This is a genomic window from Streptomyces sp. NRRL F-5630, assembly GCF_000719475.1.
GTDB lineage: Bacteria > Actinomycetota > Actinomycetes > Streptomycetales > Streptomycetaceae > Streptomyces.
Genome location: NZ_JOGO01000001.1, coordinates 130,486 through 152,895, shown reverse-complemented (window position 1 = coordinate 152,895; position 22,410 = coordinate 130,486). Strand labels below are relative to the sequence as shown.

The 22,410-nt window shown below is 76.2% G+C and carries 1 protein-coding gene; it reads left to right on the top strand.

Features of this window, described 5'->3' with window-relative positions; all coding sequences use genetic code 11:
* Positions 1-285 precede the first annotated feature (285 nt).
* On the top strand, positions 286-22,386 hold the full coding sequence (locus IF99_RS0100395; protein ID WP_030994239.1) for a non-ribosomal peptide synthase/polyketide synthase: 22,101 nt from the start codon (positions 286-288) through the stop codon (positions 22,384-22,386).
* The last annotated feature ends 24 nt before the right edge of the window (positions 22,387-22,410 follow it).

The following is a 22,410-nucleotide window of genomic DNA, read 5'->3' as shown; positions in this document are numbered from 1 at the left end:
GAAGTCTTCCGCCTGAGGTCACGTGCCGGTCTCCATGCCCTTGTCCGCCTTCCGCCGTGGTCAAGGCCGTTCCCGCCTTCCGCCGTCGGCACCGTCGTGGCCCTGGACCGCCGGCGTCGCCGACGCCGGTGCCCGCGCACACAGGTTAGGTAAGCGTAACCTCAGTCGCTGTGACGTGAGTCGCCCCCCTGATGCCCTGTTGAGTTAGGCAACCCTTACCTTACTATGCGGAAGGTCGCGGTTCCGCTTGGGCCGCTCCGTACCGATCAGGAGGCGCGCACAGCTGTGTCGGGCAACACGCGTAACCGGGAATCCCTTGCCACCGCGTCCACGACGGCCGAGGACTACTGGACCGGGCGCTTCGCCGCCGAGGTCCCCGGTATCTCCCTCCCGCAGGACTTCCCGCACCCGCGCACGGGGGGCCCACGCGCCGTGCGTACGCGGGCTTTTGGGACGGACGCGGGCACCGAGGGGACGACGGCGACACCGTCCGCCGGGACGGCCGCGCCTTCCTCCGGGACGGATACGCCTTCCGCCGGGACGGCCGCGCCCGCCCAGGCCCCCGACGAACTCACCCGCCTCGCCGCCTTCGTCGCCCTCCTCCACCGCTACGGCGGCGGCGCGCGGGACCTGACGGTCGCGTACGACGGGCTGCCGCTGCGCCTCACCGTCCACGGGGCCCTGACCTTCGCCGAGTTGCGCGCCCACGTCGCCGAGGTCCGCGCGCGGGCCGAGGCCCACCGGCTGCCCACCGCCGCGCTCCTCGCCCTGCTCGCCCCGGAGGAGGGCCGGGGCGGCACCGTGCTGTGCGCCACCGGCTTCGGGCCCGCCGCCTGGGACGAGGGCGGCCCGCTCGACCTCGCCCTCACCGTGACCGACGAGGAGATCCGCGCCGAGTACGCCACCGCGCTCTTCACGCCCGCCACCGTCGACCGCGTCCTCGGCCACTACGCGACCCTCCTCGCCGACGCGAGCGCCCGGCCCGGCACCCCGCTCGCCGCGCTCGCGCTCCTCGACGAGGCCGAGCGCCACCGCGTGCTCGTCGAGTGGAACGCCACCGCCCACGACGTGCCCGCGCTCACCTGGCCGCGCCTGTTCGCCGAGCAGGTCGCCGCGCGCCCCGGCGAGATCGCCCTCGTCCACGAGGAAGAACAGCTCACCTACGCGGAACTCGACGCCCGCGCGGCCCGCCTCGCCCACGCCCTTGTGGCCCGGGGCGCCGGTCCCGAGCGGGTCGTCGCCCTCGCCGTCCCGCGCTCGGCGGACATGATCGTCGCCGAGGTCGCCGTGCTGAAGGCGGGCGCCGCCTACCTGCCCGTCGACACCGACTACCCGGCGGACCGCGTCGCCTACATGCTCGAAGACGCCCGCCCCGTCTGCCTCGTCACCACCGCCGACACGCTCCCTGACCTCCCCCCGCTCCCCGACGGTACCGAGGCCCTCGTGCTCGACGCCCCGGAGACCGTCGCCGAACTCGCGGGCCATCCCGCGCACGACCCCGCCTCCGCCGCCGGGCTCACCGTCGCGCACGCCGCCTACGTCATCTACACCTCGGGCTCGACCGGGCGCCCCAAGGGCGTCGTCCTCTCGCACGGCGGTGTCGCCAAGCTCGTCGCGACACAGCGCGAGCGCTTCGGGACCGGGCCGCACAGCCGCGTCCTCCAGTTCGCCTCGCCCAGCTTCGACGTGGCCTTCTGGGACCTGTGCCTCGGCCTGCTCTCCGGCGGCAGGCTCGTGGTCGTCCCCGCCGACCGCCGTGTCCCCGGCGCCCCGCTCGCCGACTACGCGCACGCGCACGGCATCACCTTCATGATCCTGCCGCCCGCCCTCCTCGCCGCGATGCCCGAGGACATCGAACTGCCGCCCACCGCGACCCTCCTGGCGGGCACCGAGCGCGTCTCGCCCGAACTCGTGGGGCGTTACGCGCGCGGCCGGATGATGTTCAACGCGTACGGCCCCACCGAGGCGACGACCAACTCCACCCTCGGCCTGTGCGACCCGGACACGCCCGCCGGCACCCTCGTGCCCATCGGCGTCCCCGACCCCGGCACCCGCGCCTACGTCCTGGACGCCGCGCTGCGCCCCGTACCCGCCGGTGTCGTCGGCGAGTTGTACCTCGGAGGAGCCGGGCTCGCGCGCGGCTACCTCGGCCGCCCCGCGCTCACCGCCGAACGCTTCGTCGCCGACCCCTTCGGCGCCCCCGGCGAGCGGCTGTACCGCACCGGCGACCTCGTGCGCTGGAAGGCGGACGGACGCCTGGAGTTCCACGGCCGCGCCGACAACCAGACGAAGATCCGCGGCTTCCGCGTCGAGCCCAGCGAGATCGAGTCGGTGCTCCGCGCCCACCCCGCCGTCGGCCAGGCCGCCGTCGTCGTCCGCGAGGACCGCCCGGGCGACCGCCGCCTCGCCGCCTACGTCGTCCCCTCGCTCGCCGCGGAGGCGGACGAGGCCCTCGCCGAGTGGAAGGACGTGCACGAACTCCTCTACTCCGCTGCGGGTTCGGAGGGCTTCGAGGAGAACTTCGCGGGCTGGAACAGCATGTACGACGGCAGGCCGCTGCCGCTCGACGACCTCCGCGAGTGGCGGGACGCGACCGTCGCCCGCATCAGGGAGCTGCGCCCCCGGCGGGTGCTGGAGATCGGCGTCGGCAGCGGGCTGCTCCTGTCCCGCCTCGCCCCCGACTGCGCCGAGTACTGGGGCACGGACCTCTCCGAGGAAGCCGTCCGGGCCCTGCGCGCCCAGGTCGACGCCGTTCCCGCGCTCGCGGGCAGGGTCACGCTGAGCGCCCGTCCCGCGCACGAGCTGGACGGGCTGCCCGAGGGGCACTTCGACACGATCGTCGTCAACTCCGTCGTCCAGTACTTCCCCGGCGCCGACTACCTGACGGGCGTGCTCCGTTCGGCCGCCCGGCTCCTCGCCCCCGGCGGAGCGCTCTTCGTCGGCGACGTACGCAACCTGCGCCTGCACCGCACCCTCGCCGCCGCCATCGAGGCCGGCCGCACCCCCGCCGACGACAAGGAGGCACTGCGCGCCGCCGTCGACCGTGCCGTGGCCTGGGAGGGCGAACTCCTCCTCGACCCTGACTACTTCGCGACGCTCGACGGCTTCGCCGCCGACATACGCGTCAAGCGCGGCACCCACCACAACGAGCTGACGCGCTACCGCTACGACGTCGTGCTCAGGCCCGGGACCGCTCCGGCCGCGCCCGTCCCCGAGACGCTGCCGTGGTCCGCGCTCGGCACGCCCGAAGCGCTCGGCGCCGCGCTCGCCGCCCGGACCGCGCCCCTGCGCGTCACCGGCATCCCCAACGCCCGCCTCGCCCCCGACCTCGCCGCCCTCGGCAGGCTCGACGACAGCAGCCGCACGGGCGGCCCCGGCATCGACCCCGAGACCCTCCACGAGACCGCCGTACGCCACGGCCACCGCGCGGCGCTCACCTGGGCGGCCGACGCGGAGGACGGCAGCGTGGACGCCGTCTTCGCGCCGGAGGCGGGGGACGGTGCCCCCGCGGGCGAGCCCCCGGCGGGCCCGCTCTACCTCCCCGGCCGCCCCCACCCGCACGCCAACCGCCCCGCCCCCTTCCGCAACGTCGCCGCGCTCATGGCCGCGCTGCGCGCCCACGCCGCCGAGGCCCTGCCCGCCTCGATGGTGCCCGCCGCCTTCGTCCCGCTCGACCGCCTCCCCGTCACCCCGAGCGGCAAGCTCGACGCCGCCGCGCTGCCCGTCCCCGACTACGGGCTCCTCAGCACCGGCCGGCCCCCGCGCACCGCGCGCGAGCGCCTCCTGTGCCGCCTCTACGCGGAGACGCTCGGCCTTGCCTCGGTCACCGCCGACGACGACTTCTTCGCGCTCGGCGGGGACAGCATCGTCGCCATCCAGCTCCTCGTCCGGGCCCGCCGCGCCGGTCTCGAACTGACCCCGCGCGACGTCTTCCGGCACCGTACGGTCGCCCAGCTCGCCACCGCCGCGCGCACCGCCTCCGCCACCGCGCAGGACCCCGCAGACCTGCCCTGGGACCCGCCGACCGAGGCCGAACTCGCCGCGCTCCAGGGCCCCGGGCCACTGGACATCGCCGAGGTCCTGCCGCTCGGGCCGCTCCAGGAGGGCTTCTACTTCCACGCCGTGCTCGACGGCGCCGCGCACGACGCCTACGTCGTCCAGCAGGTCATCGACCTTGAGGGCCCCGTCGACGCGACCCTCCTGCGCCGCGCGGCGCAGCGTCTCCTCGACCGCCACGCACCGCTGCGCGCCTGCTTCCGCCCGCTCCCGGACGGCCGCCCCGCGCAGGTCGTCGCGACCGGCCTCGACCTCCCCTGGAGCGAGACCGACCTCACGGGCCGCGACCCCGCCCTCGCCGAGGCCGTCGCCGCCACCGAACGCGCCCACCGCTTCGACCTCGCGCACCCGCCCCTGCTGCGCTGCGCCCTGATCCGCCTCGACGAGGCGCACAGCCGGCTCGTGCTCACCTTCCACCACATCGTCGCCGACGGCTGGTCGCTGCCCGTCCTGCACCGCGAACTCCTCGCGCTGTACGGGGACGAGCCCGCCGCGCTGCCCGAGGTCGCCCCGTACCGCGCCCACCTCGCCCACCTCGCGCGCGCCGACCGCGAGGCCGCGCGCACCGCTTGGCGCACCGCGCTCGCCGGGGTCGAGGAGGCGACCCGCCTCGTCGCCGCCCCGCCCGCCGGGCCCATCGAGCCCGCCCAGGTGCGCGTCGCACTGCCCGAGGCCACCACCGCGCGCCTCACCGCCCGTGCCCGCGCGCACGGCGTCACGCTCGGCACCGTCGTGCAGGCCGCCTGGGGACTGCTCCTGTCCGGGCTCACCGGCCGTCAGGACGTCGTCTTCGGCACCACGGTGTCGGGGCGCGACGCCGCCGTGGACGGGATCGAGTCGATGGCGGGCCTCTTCATCAACACCCTGCCCACCCGCCTCGTCTGGGCCCCCGGAGACTCGCTCGGCACCGTCCTGGAACGCCTCCAGCGCGAGCAGGGCACGCTCCTCGACCACCAGCACCTCGGGCTCGCCGAGATCCAGCGCCTCGCCGGTCACGCGGGCGAGGGCGAACTCTTCGACACCCTCGTCGTGTTCGAGAACTACCCGGCCGACACCGGCCTGAGCGACCCCACCGGCACCGTCCGCCTCACCGGGCACACCTTCCACGACGCCGTGCACTACCCGCTCGCCCTCGTCGTGAAGCCGGGCCGCCGCCTCGACCTGCGGCTCAAGCACCACGCCGCACGCGTCGACGGGGACGCGGTGCGCCTGCTCGCCGAGCGCCTCACCCGCGTACTCGACGCGCTCGCCGACGACACCGCGCGCCCCGCCGCCGCGCTGGACCTGCTCGGCGCCGAGGAGCACGCCCGCATCGCCGCGCTCGGCGCGGGCGAGGGCCGCGAGGTGGAGCCCCTCACGCTCCCCGCCGCCGTCGCCGCGCAGACCGCCCGCACGCCGGAGGCGACCGCCGTCGTGCACGAGGGGACACGTCTCACCTACGCCGCGCTCGACGCCCGGGCCGAGGCGCTGGCCCGGCGGCTGCGCGCCCGGGGCGCCCGGCCCGAGGAGTTCGTCGCCGTCGCGGTGCCGCGCTCGGCCGGACTCATGGTCGCGCTGCTCGGCGTCCTCAAGTCCGGTGCCGCGTACGTGCCGATCGACCTCGACCACCCCGCCGAGCGCATCGCCCACGTCCTCGCCGACTCGGGCGCCCGCACCGTCGTCACGACCTCGGCGGACGCCGGACGCCTGCCCGCCGGCCACGGACTCGCCACGGTCCTCGTGGACGGCGAGGGGCACCCGGCCCCGGACGACGACGCGAACGCCCCGGACCCGGCGGCCACCTCGCCTGTGGATGCCGCCCCGTACGCGGAGGCCGGTCCCGACCACCCCGCCTACCTCATCCACACCTCGGGCTCCACGGGCCGCCCCAAGGGCGTCGTCGTCACCCACCGGGCGCTCGCCAACCGCCTCGCCTGGATGCAGGGCGCGTACGGCCTCACCGCCGCCGACCGCGTGCTCCAGAAGACCCCCGCCAGCTTCGACGTCAGTGTGTGGGAGTTCTTCTGGGCGCTGCGCGAGGGAGCGGCCGTCGTCCTCGCCGCGCCCGAGGGCCACCGCGATCCCGCCTACCTCGCCCGCACCGTGCGCGCCGAGGGCGTCACGGCGATGCACTTCGTCCCCTCGATGCTGGAGGCGTTCCTCGCCTCCGACGAGGTGACGGCCGACCCGTCCTGGGCGGCCTCGCTCCGGCTCGTGTTCAGCAGCGGGGAGGCCCTGTCCCGGCACACCGCCGCCCGCTGGACCGCGCTCACCGGGGTGCCCCCGCACAACCTGTACGGGCCCACCGAGGCCGCCGTCGACGTCACGCACCACGCCTTCGACGGCGCCCCCGGCACGACAGTGCCCATCGGCCGCCCCGTGTGGAACACCGGCCTGCGCGTCCTCGACCCCTGCCTGCGCCCGGTCCCCGACGGCGTCCCCGGCGAGCTGTACCTCACCGGCGTCCAGCTCGCCCGCGGCTACCACCGCCGCCCCGCGCTCACCGCCGAGCGCTTCGTCGCCGACCCGTACGCCACCGAGCCGGGCGCCCGCATGTACCGCACCGGCGACCTCGTGCGCCGCCGTCCGGACGGCACGCTCGACTACCTAGGCCGCACCGACCGGCAGGTCAAGCTGCGCGGCAACCGCATCGAACCCGGCGAGATCGAAGCCGCCCTCACACGCCTCCCCTCGGTCGCGCGCGGCGCCGTGCTCGTCCGCGAACAGCGCCTCGTCGCCTACGTCGTCCCCGCCATCGGCACCCCGGAGCCGGAGCCCGAGGCGCTGCGCGCCGCGCTCGCCCGTGCGCTGCCCGCCGCTCTCGTGCCCGAGGACTACGTCGTCCTCGCCGACCTGCCCCTCACCCCGAGCGGCAAGCTCGACCAGGCCGCGCTGCCCGCGCCCGAGGCCGCGCGCGCCGTGCGCCGCGCCCCCGCGAACGCGCGGGAGGAAGCGCTCGTCGCCGTCTTCGCCGCCGTGCTCGGCCTCGACGACCTCGGACCCGACGACGACTTCTTCCGGCTCGGCGGCGACAGCATCAGCTCCATCGGCGTCGCGAGCCGCGCCCGCGCCGCCGGGCTCGACGTCAGCCCGCGCGACATCTTCACCCACCGCACCCCCGCCGCCGTCGCCGCGCACTGCGCCCCGGCGCGCACCGCCCCCGAGGCGGCCGGGCCCGCCGCGTCGCTCGTCCTCCCCGAGGCCGCGCTCGCCCGCCTCCGCGCGCTCGCCGCCCCCGCCGCCGTCACCGACGTGTGGCCCCTGGCTCCCCTCCAGGAGGGCCTGTTCTTCCACTCCGCGTACGACGAGGGCGCCCTCGACGTCTACACCGTCCACGAGACCTTCGACTTCGCCACCCGCCTCGACACCGGCCGCCTCCGCGCCGCCGTGCGCACCCTCCTGGACCGCAACCCGGGCCTGCGCGCCGGCTTCACGAGCGAAGGACTCGACGCGCCCGCGCAGTTCATCGTCGAGACCCCGGCCGTCCCGCTCGAAGAGGTGGACCTCTCCGGGCTGCCCGCCGAGGAACAGGACGCCCGCGTCAGGGAGCTGACCGACGCCGAGCGCGCCCGCCGCTTCGACCTGTCCGCGCCCCCGCTCTTCCGGCTGCTCCTCCTGCGCCTCGGCGACGCGCGCGGCGACCGGCTCGTCATCGGCCGCCACCTCATCCTGTGGGACGGCTGGTCCGCCTGGCTCTTCCTCGACGAGCTGTTCGCGCTCTACGAGAACGGGGGCGACGCCCGTGCGCTGCCCGCCCCCGGCAGCTACCAGGACTACCTGACCTGGCTCGCCCGCCAGGACGACACCGCCGCCACCGCCGCCTGGCGCACCGCGCTCGCCGGGCTCGACGAGCCGACGCTCCTCGCGCCCGGGGCCCCGGACGGGCTCGAACCCGTCATCCCGGAACAGCTCGACGTGCGACTCCCCGCCGCGCTCGGTGCCCGCCTGCGCGAGGCGGGACGCGTCCACGGGCTGACCCTCAACACCTTCCTCAACGCCGCCTGGGGACTCACCCTCGCCACCGCGACAGGGCGCACCGACGTCGTCTTCGGCACGACCGTGGCGGGCCGCCCCAGCGAGGTGCCCGAGGTCGGCCGCATCATCGGCCTCTTCCTCAACACCGTCCCCACCCGCGTGGCGCTCGACCCCGCCGAGTCCGTCCTCGGCCTGCTGCGCCGCGTCCAGGACGAACGCCTCGGCCTCATGCCGTACGAACACCTCAGCCTCGGCGTGCTCCAGGCCGAGACAGGGCACCGCAAGCTCTTCGACACCCTCTTCGTGCTGCGCGACAACGACACCGAGGACCGCCTCGAAGCCCTCCGCACCCGCCACGGCGCGAGCGCCGTCGCCAACGTCGACGCGACCCACTACCCGGCCACCCTCGTCGTCACCCCCGGCGAGCGCGTCACCGTCTCGCTGAGCCACCGCCCCGACCTGATCCCCGCCGAGCGGGCGCACGCCCTTCTCGACCGCTTCACGCTCCTCGTGGACCGCCTGAGCGCCGATCTCACCGCGCCGGTCGGCTCCCTCGACGCGCTGCTGCCCGCCGAAGACGCCGCGCTGCGCGCCGAGCGGGCCGCGAGCGAGGCCGAGGTGCCCGAGAAGACCGTCGCCGACCTCCTCGCCGAGCAGGCCGCCCGCACCCCGGAGGCCACGGCCCTCGTCTTCGGCGCGCGCACGCTCACCTACGCCGCGCTCGACGCGGCCGTCAACCGCACCGCACGGCTGCTGATCGCGCGCGGCGCCGGCCCCGAGCGCGTCGTCGCGCTCGCGCTGCCCCGCTCGCTCGACATGGTCGTGGCGCTCTTCGCCGTCCTGCGCACGGGCGCCGCGTACCTGCCCCTGGAGCTGGACCACCCCGCCGACCGGCTCGCGGACATGCTCGCCGACGCCCGCCCGCTGCTCCTGCTCAGCCGTACGGAGGTCTCCGCGAGGCTCGCCGGGGACACCCCGCGCCTCCTGCTCGACGACCCCGCCGTGGAAGCCGAACTCGCCGCGCTGCCCGACACCCCCGTGTGCCGCCGCTTCAGCCTCGAACACCCCGCGTACGTCATCTACACCTCCGGCTCCACCGGCCGCCCCAAGGGCGTCGTCACCCCGTACCGGGGACTGACGAACATGCAGATCAACCACCAGAAGGAGGTCTTCGCCCCGGCCGTCGCCGCCGCCGGGGGCCGTCGCCTGCGCATCGCGCACACCGTCTCCTTCGCCTTCGACATGTCCTGGGAGGAACTGCTCTGGCTCGTCGAGGGCCACGAGGTCCACGTGTGCGACGAGGACCTGCGCCGCGACGCCGAGGCGCTCGTCGCCTACTGCGCGGAGCACCGCGTGGACGTCGTCAACGTGACCCCCACCTACGCGCGCCTCCTCATCGAGCAGGGACTGCTCGAAGGGCACGTGCCCCCGCTCGTCCTGCTCGGCGGCGAAGCCGTCCCCGAGACCGTGTGGGCGGCCCTGCGCGACACCGAGGGCACCTACGGCTACAACCTGTACGGGCCCACCGAGTACACGATCAACACCCTCGGCGGCGGCACCCCCGACAGCGCGACCCCCACCGTGGGCCGCCCCATTCGGGGCACCCGCGCCCACCTCCTGGACGCCTGGCTGCGCCCCGTGCCCGACGGGGTGCCCGGTGAGCTGTACATCGCCGGCACCGGGCTCGCGCGCGGCTACCTGGGCCGTCCGGGGCTGACCGCCGAACGCTTCGTCGCCGACCCCTTCGGCGCGCCGGGCGCCCGCATGTACCGCACCGGGGACCTCCTGCGCCGCCGCCCCGACGGCAACCTCGACTACCTCGGGCGCACCGACGACCAGGTCAAGATCCGCGGCTACCGCGTCGAGCCCGGCGAGATCGAGACGGCGCTCAGCCGCCACCCCCTCGTCGCGCAGGCGGCCGTCGTCGTCCGCGAGGACCGCCTCGTCGGCTACGTCGTCCCCTCCGGCGCCGAGGCCGACGCCCGAACCGCCGCGCAGGAGGCGCAGGTCGGCGAGTGGCGCGAGATCTACACCGACGAGTACGAGAAGATCGGCACCGCCGTCTCCACCGAGCGCTACGACGGCTGGGACAGCTCCTACGACGGCGAGCCCATCCCCTTCGCGGAGATGAGCGAGTGGCGCGCGGCCACGCTCGACCGCGTCCGCGCCCTGGAGCCGCGCCGCGTCCTGGAGATCGGCGTCGGCTCGGGGCTCCTCCTCTCGGGGCTCGCGAAGGACGCGGAGGCGTACTGGGCGACCGACATCGCCGCGCCCGTCATCCGCAAGATCGAGGCCGAACTGCGGTCCACCGACCCGGAGCTGGCGGCGCGGGTGGAACTGCGCTGCCGCCCCGCCGACGACCTGAGCGGCCTGCCCACCGGCTACTTCGACACGATCGTCATCAACTCGGTCGTCCAGTACTTCCCCGGCGTCGAGTACCTGACCGCCGTGATCGAGGGCGCGATGGGCCTCCTCGCCCCCGGCGGCGCCCTCTTCGTCGGCGACGTGCGCAACCTGCGCCTCGCCCGCGCCTTCCACACCGAGGTCCAGCGGGCGCGCGGCACCGCCCCCGAGGACCTGGAGCGCGCGGTCGCGCGCGGCCTGCGCCTGGAGAAGGAACTCCTCGTCGACCCGGACTACTTCACGAGCCTCGGCTACGCGGCCGACCTGCGCACCAAGCGCGGTCACCACGACAACGAACTGACCCGGTACCGCTACGACGTCGTCCTCCACGCGGGCCCGGCGGACGCGGACCTGGGCGCGGTGCGGGAGACGGCCTGGACGACGGAGGAGGACGCGGCGAGGCTGCTCGGCGGAACCGGGGAGGCCCTGCGCCTCACCGGCATCCCGGACGGCCGCACCCGCGCGGACGGCGTCGCCCCCGAGTCCGTCCACCGCATCGGAGAGGCCGCCGGCCGCCGCGTGCTGACCACCTGGTCGGTGCGGGACGGCGCGTACGAGGCCGTGTTCCTCGCCCCGGGGAGCGGTGCGCCCCGGCTCGCCGGGGGCCTGTACCGCCCGCGCGGCTCCGGTGCCCCGTACACCAACGACCCCACGGCCGCGCGCGGGACCGCCGCGCTCGTCCGCCGCCTGCGCGACGACCTGGGCCGCACCCTGCCCGCCTACATGGTCCCCGCCGCCTTCGTCACCGTCGACGCGCTGCCCATGAACGCCAACGGCAAGCTCGACGTCCGCGCGCTGCCCGAGGCCGAGCCGGCCGTCGCGCTCGGCGGCGGGCGCGGACCCCGCACCCCGCGCGAGGAGGTGCTGTGCCGCCTCTTCGCCGACGTGCTCGGGCTGCCGGAGGCCGGGGCCGAGGACAACTTCTTCGACCTCGGCGGCCACTCCCTGCTCGCCACCCGTCTCATCAGCCGCGCCCGCGCCGAACTCGGCACCGAACTCGCCATCCGCGACCTCTTCGAGGCCCCCACCCCCGCACTCCTCGCCGCCCGCGCGCACACCGGGAAGCCCGCCCGTCCCGCGCTCACCGCCCACGCGGAGCGCCCCGGCCGCGTCCCCCTGTCCGCCGCGCAGCGCCGCCTGTGGCTCGTACGGGAACTCGAAGGCGCGAGCCCCGCCTACAACTTCCCGCTCGTCGTACGGCTGCGCGGCGCCCTCGACACCGAGGCGCTGCGCCAGGCGCTCCACGACGTCACGGTGCGCCACGAAGCGCTTCGCACCCTCGTCGGGGTGCGCGAGGGGGAGCCCTACCAGCGCCTCGTGCCCGCCGAGGAGGCACACCCGCCGCTCACCGTGAGCGCGCGCACCGAGGCCGAACTGCCCGCGCTCATCGAGGCCGCGCAGCGCCGCCCCTTCGATCTCACGCGCGAACTCCCCGTCCGCGCGGAGGTGTTCGAGCTGGCCCCCGAGGACCACGTGCTCGCGCTCGTCCTGCACCACATCACGACCGACGAGTGGTCCGACCGGCCGTTCCTCACCGACCTCGACACCGCCTACGCCGCGCGGGCACGGGGCGCAGCCCCCGGGTGGGCCCCGCTCCCCGTCCAGTACGCCGACTACACGCTGTGGCAGGAACAGCTCCTGGAACGGCTCGGCGACCAGCAACTCGCCTACTGGACCCGGGCACTCGACGGCGCCCCCGAGGAGCTCGCCCTGCCCCTGGACAGGCCGCGCCCCGCCGAGCCCACCGGGCACGGCGCCGTCGTGCGCCGCGAGGTGCCCGCCGCGACCGGGCGCGCCCTGCGCGAGCTGTCGGCCGCGAGCGGCACGAGCATGTTCATGCTCCTCCAGGCCGCGACCGCCGCGCTCCTGCACCGCCTCGGCGCGGGCGAGGACATCCCGCTCGGCGCGCCCATCGCCGGGCGCACCGACGGCGCGCTCGACGACCTCGTCGGCTTCTTCGTCAACACCCTCGTCCTGCGCACCGACCTCTCGGGCACCCCCACCTTCGCCGAACTCCTCGCCCGCGTACGGGAGTCGTCCCTCGCCGCCTTCGAGCACCAGGACCTTCCCTTCGACCGGCTCGTGGAGGCCGTCAACCCGCCCCGCGTCCCCGGCCGCAACCCGCTCTTCCAGGTGATGCTGGGCTACCACCACCGCCCTGAGGGCGACGCGGCCACGCTCCTCGGACTGCCCGCCGAGTGGTACGACATGGACACGGGCACCGCCAAGTTCGACCTCGACTTCACCTTCGTCGACGCCTCCGACGCGGACGGCGGCATCACGCTGCTCCTGGAGTACGCGACCGACCTCGCCGACCCCGGGACGGCCGCGCTCCTCGCCGAACGCCTCGTCCTCCTCCTGGACCGCGCGGCCCGCACCCCCGACGTGCCGCTGCGCGAGCTGGACATCCTGACGCCGGAGGAGCACGCGAAGGCCGGGGGCGTCCGGGACGAGACGGGCGCCTGGGACGGTACGGGCACCTGGAACGACACAGCCCACCCCGTCGCGTTCCGCTCCGTGCCCGAGATCCTCGCCGACACCGCCCGCCGCGTCCCCGGGGCCACCGCCCTCGTCACCGGGCCCTGCACCGCGCCGCGCCGGACCACCTTCGCCGCGCTGCACGCCTCCGTGACCGCGCTCGCGGCCCGCCTGCGCCCGCACGTCACCGCCCCCGGGGCCGTCGTCGCGCTCGCGCTGCCGCGCGAGGAGATGGTCCCCGGGCTCCTCGGCGTCCTCGCCGCCGGGGCCGCCTACCTGCCGCTCGACGTGGCGCACCCGGCCGAGCGCCTGGAGTTCATGCTCGCCGACGCGGCACCGGTGTGCCTCGTGACGACCACGGAGCACGCGGCGGAACTGCCCGAGGCGCCGGGAGTGCCACGCCTGTTCCTGGACGTACCCGCGACCGCCGAGGCCGGCGACCTCGTACCCACGCCCGCACCCCACCCCGATCAGGCCGCGTACACCATCTACACCTCCGGCTCCACCGGGCGTCCCAAGGGCGTCATCGGCACCCACCGGGGCCTGTCCAACCTCTACGCCGCCCACCTGCGCGACCTCATCACCCCCGCCGCGCGCACCACGGGCCGCGCCTTCCTGCGCGCCCTGCACGCCGCCTCGTTCAGCTTCGACGGCTCCTGGGAGCCCCTGCTCTGGCTCCTCGCCGGACACGAGCTCCACGTCGTGGACGAGACGACGATGCGCGACCCGGAGGCGCTGCTGGACCGCCTGACGGACGCGCGCGTCGACTTCGCGGACCTCACCCCGACGTACCTGCGCGAACTCCTCCACCACGGCTTCCTCGCCGAGACGGGCCCCGCCGACCGCGAGCGCCACGTCCCCGCCGTCCTCGCGGTCGGCGGCGAGGCGACGCCTCCCGCCCTGTGGCGGCGCCTCACCGCGCTCCCGGACACCGCCGTGCACGACCTGTACGGCCCCACCGAGTGCGCCGTCGACGCCTACGGCTGGCACCACACCGCCGAGGGCGCGTGGGCGGCGCCGCTCGACAACACCCGCGCCCACGTCCTGGACGCGTCCCTGCGCCCGGCCCCTGCCGGTGTCCCCGGCGAGCTGTACCTCGCGGGCGAGGGCCTCGCGCGCGGCTACCTCGGCCGCCCCGGGCTGACCGCCGAGCGCTTCGTCGCCGACCCGTACGGCCCGGCGGGGACGCGGATGTACCGCACGGGCGACCTCGTGCGCCGGGCCGCCGACGGCACGCTCGTCTTCCTCGGGCGCGCCGACGACCAGGTCAAGATCCGCGGCTTCCGCGTCGAACCCGGTGAGATCGAGGCCGTACTGACGCGCCACCCGGCCGTCTCGGCCGCCGCCGTCGTCGTCCGTGAGGACCGCCTCGTCGCCTACGTGGTCGCCGCGACCGGCACCACGGTGGAGGCCGGGGAGCTGCGTGCCCACTGCGCCGCCGCGCTCCTGGACCACATGGTCCCCGGCGCCTTCGTCCCCCTGGCCGCGCTGCCCCGTACCGTCAACGGCAAGCTCGACACGGCGGCGCTGCCCGCCCCGCCGTCCCCGGCGGCGAGCGGCGGCAGGCTGCCCCGCACGCCGCGCGAGGAACTGCTGTGCGGCCTGTTCGCCGCCGTGCTCGGCCACGCGCACGTGGGCCCCGACGACGACTTCTTCGCCCTCGGCGGCCACTCCCTGACCGCGATGCGCCTCGTCGCCCGCGTCCGCTCGGCGCTCGGCGCCGACCTCTCCCCGCGCACGGTCTTCGACGCGCCGACCCCCGCGCGCCTCGCCGCCCGCATCGACGCCGCGACGGGCCCCGCGCGCCCCGCACTCGCCGCACCGCGCCCCGTCCCCGCGCGCCTCCCGCTCTCCTCGGCGCAGCAGCGGCTGTGGCTGCTCCAGCAGGTCGAGGAGACCGGCACCGCCTACCACCTCCCCACCGCCTGGCGCCTGACCGGCGACCTCGACCGGGCCGCCCTCGAAGCCGCCCTCCAGGACGTCGTGGCCCGCCACGCCCCGCTGCGCACGGTCTTCCCGGCCGCCGAAGGCGTCCCGTACCAGCGGGTCCTGTCACCCGAAAAGGCCCCGGTCCCGCTCAGGGCGGTGCGGTACGAGGACCTCGCGGCCGAGGCCGCCCGCCCCTTCGACCTGGCCCGCGACCTCCCGCTGCGCGCCGCCCTCGCGCCCACCGGGCCCGGGGAGCACGTCCTGCTCCTCGTCCTCCACCACATCGCCACCGACGAGTGGTCGGACCGTCCCCTGCGCGCCGACCTGGCCACCGCCTACGCGGCGCGGGCCGAGGGCCGCGCCCCCGACTGGGCGCCCCTGCCCGCCCGTTACGCCGACTACACCCTGTGGCAGCGGGACCTCCTCGCCGAGACCGGCCCCGGGCTGCTCGACCACTGGACCCGCGCGCTCGCCGGGCTCCCCGAGGAACTGGACCTCCCCACCGACCGGCCCCGCCCCGCCGAGTCGAGCGGGCGCGGCGGCACCGTCGGCTTCACCGTCACGCCGGAGCTGGAGCGCGCCCTGCGCGCCCTCGCCCGCGCGCACGGCGTCAGCATGTTCATGGTCGCGCAGGCCGCCGTCGCGAGCCTCCTGCACCGGCTCGGCGCGGGCGAGGACATCCCGCTCGGCGCGCCCGTCTCGGGCCGCGCCGACGAAGCGCTCGAAGAACTCGTCGGCTTCTTCGTCAACACCCTCGTGCTGCGGACGGACCTGTCCGGCGACCCGACCTTCGCCGAACTCCTCGCCCGCGTCCGCGAGACCGACCTCGCCGCCTACGCCCACCAGGACCTCCCCTTCGAACGCCTCGTGGAGGCCCTGCACCCCGCCCGCTCGCTCGCCCGGCACCCGCTCTTCCAGGTGATGGTCGTGCACCTCGCCGGCGAGGGCGCCGAGGCACCGCTCCTGCCGGGGCTCGCCTCGCGGCGCGAGAGCGTCGGCCAGGACACCGCGAAGTTCGACCTCAGCTTCGACTTCGTGGAGCGGGGCGAGGGCGGGGGCATCCAGGGCTGGATCGAGTACAGCGCCGACCTCTTCGACGCGGACACCGCCGCACTCCTCGGCGCGCGCCTCGTCTCCCTCCTGGAACAGGTCGCGGCCGCGCCGCACCGCCCGCTCGCGACGCTCGACGTCCTGCGCGAGGACGAACGCGCCCGCGTCCTCACCGAGTGGAACGCCACCGGGGAAGCGGGCGGGGACCTCCCGCTCCCCGAGGCGTTCCGCGCCCAGGCGGCCCGTACCCCGGAGGCGACCGCGCTCGTCTTCGAGGACACCTCGCTCACCTACGCGGAACTCGACCGGCGCGTGGACGCCCTCGCCCGTACGCTCGCCGCGCACGGCGCGGGCGCCGAGACGACCGTCGCCGTCGCCCTCCCGCGCTCCCTCGCCCTCGTCGTCACCCTCCTCGCCGTGCACCGCGCGGGCGCCGCCTACCTGCCGCTCGACACCGGCTACCCCGCCGACCGCCTCGCGTACATGCTCGACGACGCCCGCCCCACGTGCCTCGTCACGACGGACGGCGTCGCGCTCCCCGCCACCGGAGTCCCGCGCCTGCGCGTCGACCTCGACGGCGTCCCCGCCCACCCCGCCGACGCGCCCCTTCCTCCCGCGCCCGACCCCCGCCACCCCGCCTACGTCCTCTACACCTCGGGCTCCACCGGCCGTCCCAAGGGCGTCATCGTGCCCCACGCGGGCATCGCCAACCGCCTGCGCTGGATGCAGGACCACTACCGGCTCGGCGCCGGGGACCGCGTGCTCCAGAAGACCCCCGCGGGCTTCGACGTCTCCGTCTGGGAGTTCTTCTGGCCGCTCGTCACCGGGGCGACGCTCGTCGTCGCACGCCCCGGCGGCCACCGCGACCCCGCCTACCTCGCCGAGCTGATGCGGCGCGAACGCGTCACGACGGCCCACTTCGTGCCCTCGATGCTCCGCGCCTTCCTCGCCGAGCCGACCGCGCCCGGCTGCGCCTCGCTGCGCCAGGTCATGTGCAGCGGCGAGGCGCTGCCCGCGCCCCTCGCGGCCCGCTTCCACGAGGTCCTGCCCGGGCGCCGCCTGCACAACCTGTACGGGCCCACAGAGGCGTCCGTCGACGTCACCGCGCACGAGGTGGCCGCCGCCCCCGGCGCGGCGGTGCCGATCGGACGCCCCGTGCGCAACACCCGCACCTACGTGCTCGACGCGGCGCTGCGCCCGGTCCCGCCGGGCGTCGCGGGCGAGCTGTACCTCGCGGGCGTCCAGCTCGCGCGCGGCTACCTCGGCCGCCCCGGGCTGACCGCCGAGCGCTTCGTCGCCGACCCGTACGGCCCGGCGGGCACGCGGATGTACCGCACGGGCGACCTCGCGCGCTGGAACCGGGACGGCGTGCTGGAGTACCTGGGCCGCACCGACGAGCAGGTCAAGCTGCGCGGCTTCCGCGTCGAGCCCGGCGAGATCGAGGCCGCCCTGAGCACGGACGAGGGCGTCGCGCACGCCACCGTCGTCCTGCGCGAGGAGCGCCTCGTCGCGTACGTCGTCCCCGCCCCGGGCGCCACCGTGGAGCCCGCGACGCTGCGCGCCCACGCCGCCGCCACGCTCCCCGCGCACATGGTGCCCGCCGCCGTCCTCCTCCTGGACGCCCTCCCGCTCACCCCGAACGGGAAGCTCGACCGCCGGGCCCTGCCCGCACCGGACTTCGCCGCGGGGACCGGGGACGCGGCCCCGCGCACCCCGCGCGAGGAGACCCTCGCCGCGCTCTTCGCCGACGTCCTCGGCCTGCCGCGCGTCGGCGTCGACGACGACTTCTTCGCGCTCGGCGGCGACAGCATCGTCGCGATGCAGTTCGTCGCCCGCGCCCGCGCCGCCGGACTCGCCCTCAGCCCGCGCGACGTCTTCCGCCACAAGTCCGTCGCGGGACTCGCCGCCGTCGCCACGGCGGCCGATCCCCTCGCTCAGGCGGGCGAGGACACGGAGCTGCTCGCCCTCACCGAGGCCGAGCGCGCCGAGCTGGCGGGCCTTCCGGCCGGGACGCAGGTGCTGCCCGTGTCCCCGCTCCAGGCGGGTCTCCTCTTCCACGCCGCGCTCGACTCCGGCGACGAGGGCCCCGACGTCTACACCGTGCAGGTCTCGTACGACCTCGAAGGCCCCTTGGACGCCGCACGCCTGCGCGCCGCCGCGCAGGACGTCCTGGACGCCCACGACAACCTCCGCAGCGGCTTCAGCCACCTCGCCACGGGCCACGCCGTCGCGGTCGTCCCGCGCACGGTGGTGCTGCCGTGGCGCACCGTGGACCTGACGGGCCCCGCCGAGAACGCCGAGGCCACCTGGCACCGCCTCCTCGCCGAGGAGCGCCGCCGCTTCGACCCCCGGCGCCCCCCGCTCCTGCGTCTCCTCCTCGCCCGCACGGGCCCGGACCGCCACCGCCTCGTCCTGTCCCACCAGCACCTCCTGCTCGACGGCTGGTCCCTGCCCCTGCTCACCGCCGAACTCTGGGAGCGCTACGAGGGCCGCACCCCGCCCCCGCCCACCCCCTACCGCGCCCACCTGCGCCACCTCGCGGCACAGGACGCGGAAGCCGCGGCGACCGCGTGGGCCGAGGCGCTCTCCGGGCTCACCGAGCCCACCCGCCTCGCCCCCGCCGACCCCGACCGGGCCGCCGCAGTCCCGCACACCCACACGCGGGAACTGGACCGGGCCCGCACCGCCGCGCTGGAGACCTTCGCCCGCTCCCGGGGCGTCACCCTCAACACCCTCGTGCAGGCCGCCTGGGGCGTGCTCCTCGGCCGGCTCACCGGGCGCGACGACGTTGTCTTCGGCGCCACCGTCGCCGGTCGTTCGCCCGAACTCCCGGGCGCCGCGTCGATGATCGGGCTCTTCATCAACACCGTCCCCGTGCGCGTCCGCCTGCGCCAGGACGAGAGCGCCGCCGAACTCCTCGCGCGCCTCCAGGACGAGCAGTCCCGGCTCCTGGCGCACCAGCACCTCGGCCTCGCCGACATCCAGCGCGCGGCCGGACTCGGCGAACTCTTCGACACGCTCGTCGTCTTCGAGTCGTACCCCGTCGCGGAGGAGCCCGCGCGCGGCGACGCCCCGCGCGCCACCGTGCGCGAGCACAGGGACTCGACGCACTACCCGTTCGCGTGGGCCGTCGAACCGGGCGAACACCTGCGGCTGACCGCCGAGTTCCGACCCGACCTGATCGACGGGGCGACCGCGCGGCGCCTCACGGACGCCCTCGTGGAGCTGCTGACCGGCATGGCGGAGGAGCCAGGACTGCCTGTCGGGCGGCTGGACCTGCTCGCCCCCGCCGAGCGGCACAAGGTGCTCACCACCTGGAACGACACCGCGCTGCCCGCACCCGTCGGCCCGCACACCGTCCCCGCCCTCCTCGCCGCGCAGGTCGCGCAGAGCCCCGACGCCCTCGCCGTCACGGACGGCCGCACGAGCCTCACCTTCGCCGAACTCGACCGGCGCACCGAGGAGCTGGCCCGCGTCCTCGCCGCGCACGGCGCCGCGCCCGAGCGGACCGTCGCCCTCGCCCTGCCCCGCACCACCGAGCACCTCGTCGCGATCCTCGCCGTCATGCGCGCGGGCGCCGCCTACCTGCCCCTCGACACCGAACTCCCCGAAGCCAGGCTCACCGCCCAGCTCACCGACGCCCGCCCCGTCCTCGTCCTCGCCACCCGTCGGACGGCGCTCCCGGACACCGGGGTGCCCGTCCTCCTCGTCGACACCCCGCTCGCCGACCTGCCCCAGGCGCAACCCACCCCGCCCGCGCCCCACCACCCCGCGTACGTCATCTACACCTCGGGCTCCACCGGCCGCCCCAAGGGCGTCGTCATCACACAGCGGAACCTCACGAGCCTCTTCCACAGCCACCGCCACGACCTCCACGAGAGGGCGCGCCGCCGCACCGGCCGCCGCCACCTGCGCGTCGCGCACGCCTGGTCCTTCGCCTTCGACGCCTCCTGGCAGCCGCAGTTGTGGCTCCTGGACGGCCACGCCCTGCACATCGCCGACGAGGAGACCCGCCGCGACCCCGAACTCCTCGCCGCCTTCGTCCGCGACCACGCGATCGACTTCATCGAGGTCACCCCGTCCCTCCTCGCCCAAATGGCCGACAGCGGACTGACCGGCCCCGACGGGGACTGCCCCCTCGCGCTCGTCGGCTTCGGCGGCGAGGCCGTGCCGCCCGCCCTGTGGAGCAGGCTCGCGGCCCTCCCGGACACCGAGGCCGTCAACCTGTACGGGCCCACCGAGTCCACCGTCGACGCGCTCGTGGGCCGCGTCGCCGACAGCCCGGGGGAGCCCGTCGTGGGCCGCCCCGTGCACGGCTCGCGCGCCTACGTCCTCGACACCGCGCTGCGCCCCGTGCCGCCGGGTGTCACGGGCGAGCTGTACCTCGCGGGCCCCGGCCTCGCGCGCGGCTACCTCGACCGCCCCGCGCTCACCGCCGAACGCTTCCTCGCCGACCCGTACGGCCCGGCGGGCGAGCGCATGTACCGCACCGGCGACCTCGCCCGCTGGACCGAGGAAGGGCTGCTGCGCTTCGCGGGACGCGCGGACGACCAGGTCAAGATCCGCGGCTACCGCGTCGAACTCGCCGAGATCGAGAAGGCGATCGACAGCCACCCCGCCGTGGCGCGGACCGTCGTCGTCACGCGCGAACCCCGCCCCGGCGTCCACCAGCTCCTCGCCTACGCCGCCGCGCACGGCCCCGCGCCCGAGCCCGCCGAACTGCGCGCCCACGCCGCTGCGACACTCCCCGAGTACATGGTCCCGGCCGCCGTCGTCGTCCTCGACCGCCTGCCGCTGCTCCCCAACGGCAAGCTCGACCGCGCCGCGCTGCCCGCCCCCGACTTCACCGCGGCGAGCGGCGGCCGTGCCCCGGAGAACGCCACCGAGCACACCCTGCGCGACCTCTTCGCCGAGGCGCTCGGCCTGCCCGCCGAGGCGGTCGGCACCGACGACGACTTCTTCTCCTTCGGCGGGGACAGCATCATCGCGATGCGCGTCGTCGCCCGCGCCCGTGCCGCCGGACTGCGCCTGACCCCGCGCCAGTTGCTCCAGCACCGCACCGTCGCCGCGCTCGCCCCCCACGCCCGCGCGCTCGCTCCCGGCGAGCGCGGCGCCACGCACGACGACGGCACGGGCACGATCCCGCTCACCCCGATCATGCGGTCCCTCCTCGCGCGCGGCGGCCCGCTGGCCGCCTACCACCAGGCCGCCCTGGTCCGCACCCCCGCCGACCTCACCGAGGACGGCCTCCTGACCGTGCTCGGCGCCCTCGCGGCCCGCCACGACATGCTCCGCGCCCGCCTCGTCCGCACACCCGGGCCCGCCCTCACGGTTCCGGCGGCGGGAGAGTGCGACGTACGCGACTGGCTGCGCCGCGCGGACGTACGGGCCGAGGCGGACGACCCGGAGGCGCTGCGCGCCGCCATCGCCGCGCACGCCGAGGAGGCGCGGGCCGGTCTCGACCCCGAGGCCGGGGCGATGGTGCGCGCGGTCTGGTACGACGCGGGGCCCGGACGGGCGGGGCGGCTGCTCCTCCTCGTCCACCACCTCGCCGTCGACGGCGTCTCCTGGCGCGCGCTCCTCCCGGACCTCGCCGCCGCCTGGGAGGCGGTACGGGAGGGCCGGGCGCCCGCGCTCGCCCCCGTCGAGATGTCCTTCGCCCGCTGGTCGCGCCTGCTCGGCGCGCGCGCCGCCGACCCCGCGACAGCCGACGAACTGCCGTGGTGGACCGAGGTGCTCGCCGAGGGCGCGGGCCTCCCGCTGTCCCGCCCGCTCGACGCGGCGCGCGACACCGTGGCGACCACCCGCTCCCTTTCCCTGACCCTGCCCCCGCACCTCACGGGGCCCCTGCTCGGCTCCGTCCCGGCCGCTTTCGGCGCGAGCGTCAACGACGTGCTGCTCACGGCCTTCGCCCTCGCGGTGGGCGACTGGCGCGCGCGTGTGCTCGGCGCGCCGGGCGGGCCCGGCGGCCCGGTCCTGGTCGACCTGGAGGGACACGGCAGGGACGAGGGCATCGCGGGCGACGCCGACCTCTCCCGCACGGTCGGCTGGTTCACCACGGTCATCCCCGTCCGCCTCGACCCCGGCGTCCTCGCGGACGGCGACCTCGACGCCGCCGTGGCCCGCGTCCGCGCGCACCTCACGACCCTCCCGGCCGCGGGCACCGGCCACGGGCTCCTGCGCCACCTGAACCCGACCACGGCCTCCATGCTCGCCGGACTGGCCGAACCGCAGATCGAGTTCAACTACATGGGCCGCTTCGGGCACGCCGAGGACGCCGACTGGTCCTACGCCCCCGAGGAGGACGCGGCCGACCTCGACGCGGACCCGGACATGCCGATGTCCCACGCCCTCACCCTCAACGCCCTCACCGAGGACCGCCCCGAGGGACCGCGCCTCGCCGCGCACTGGTCCTTCGCCGCCGGTCTCCTCGGCGAGGACGCCGTCCGCGACCTGGGCGAGACGTGGTTCCGCGCACTGGAAGCGCTCGTGCGCCACGCCGGGACCCGCGACTGACCCCCTGACCCCGACCCATCAAGG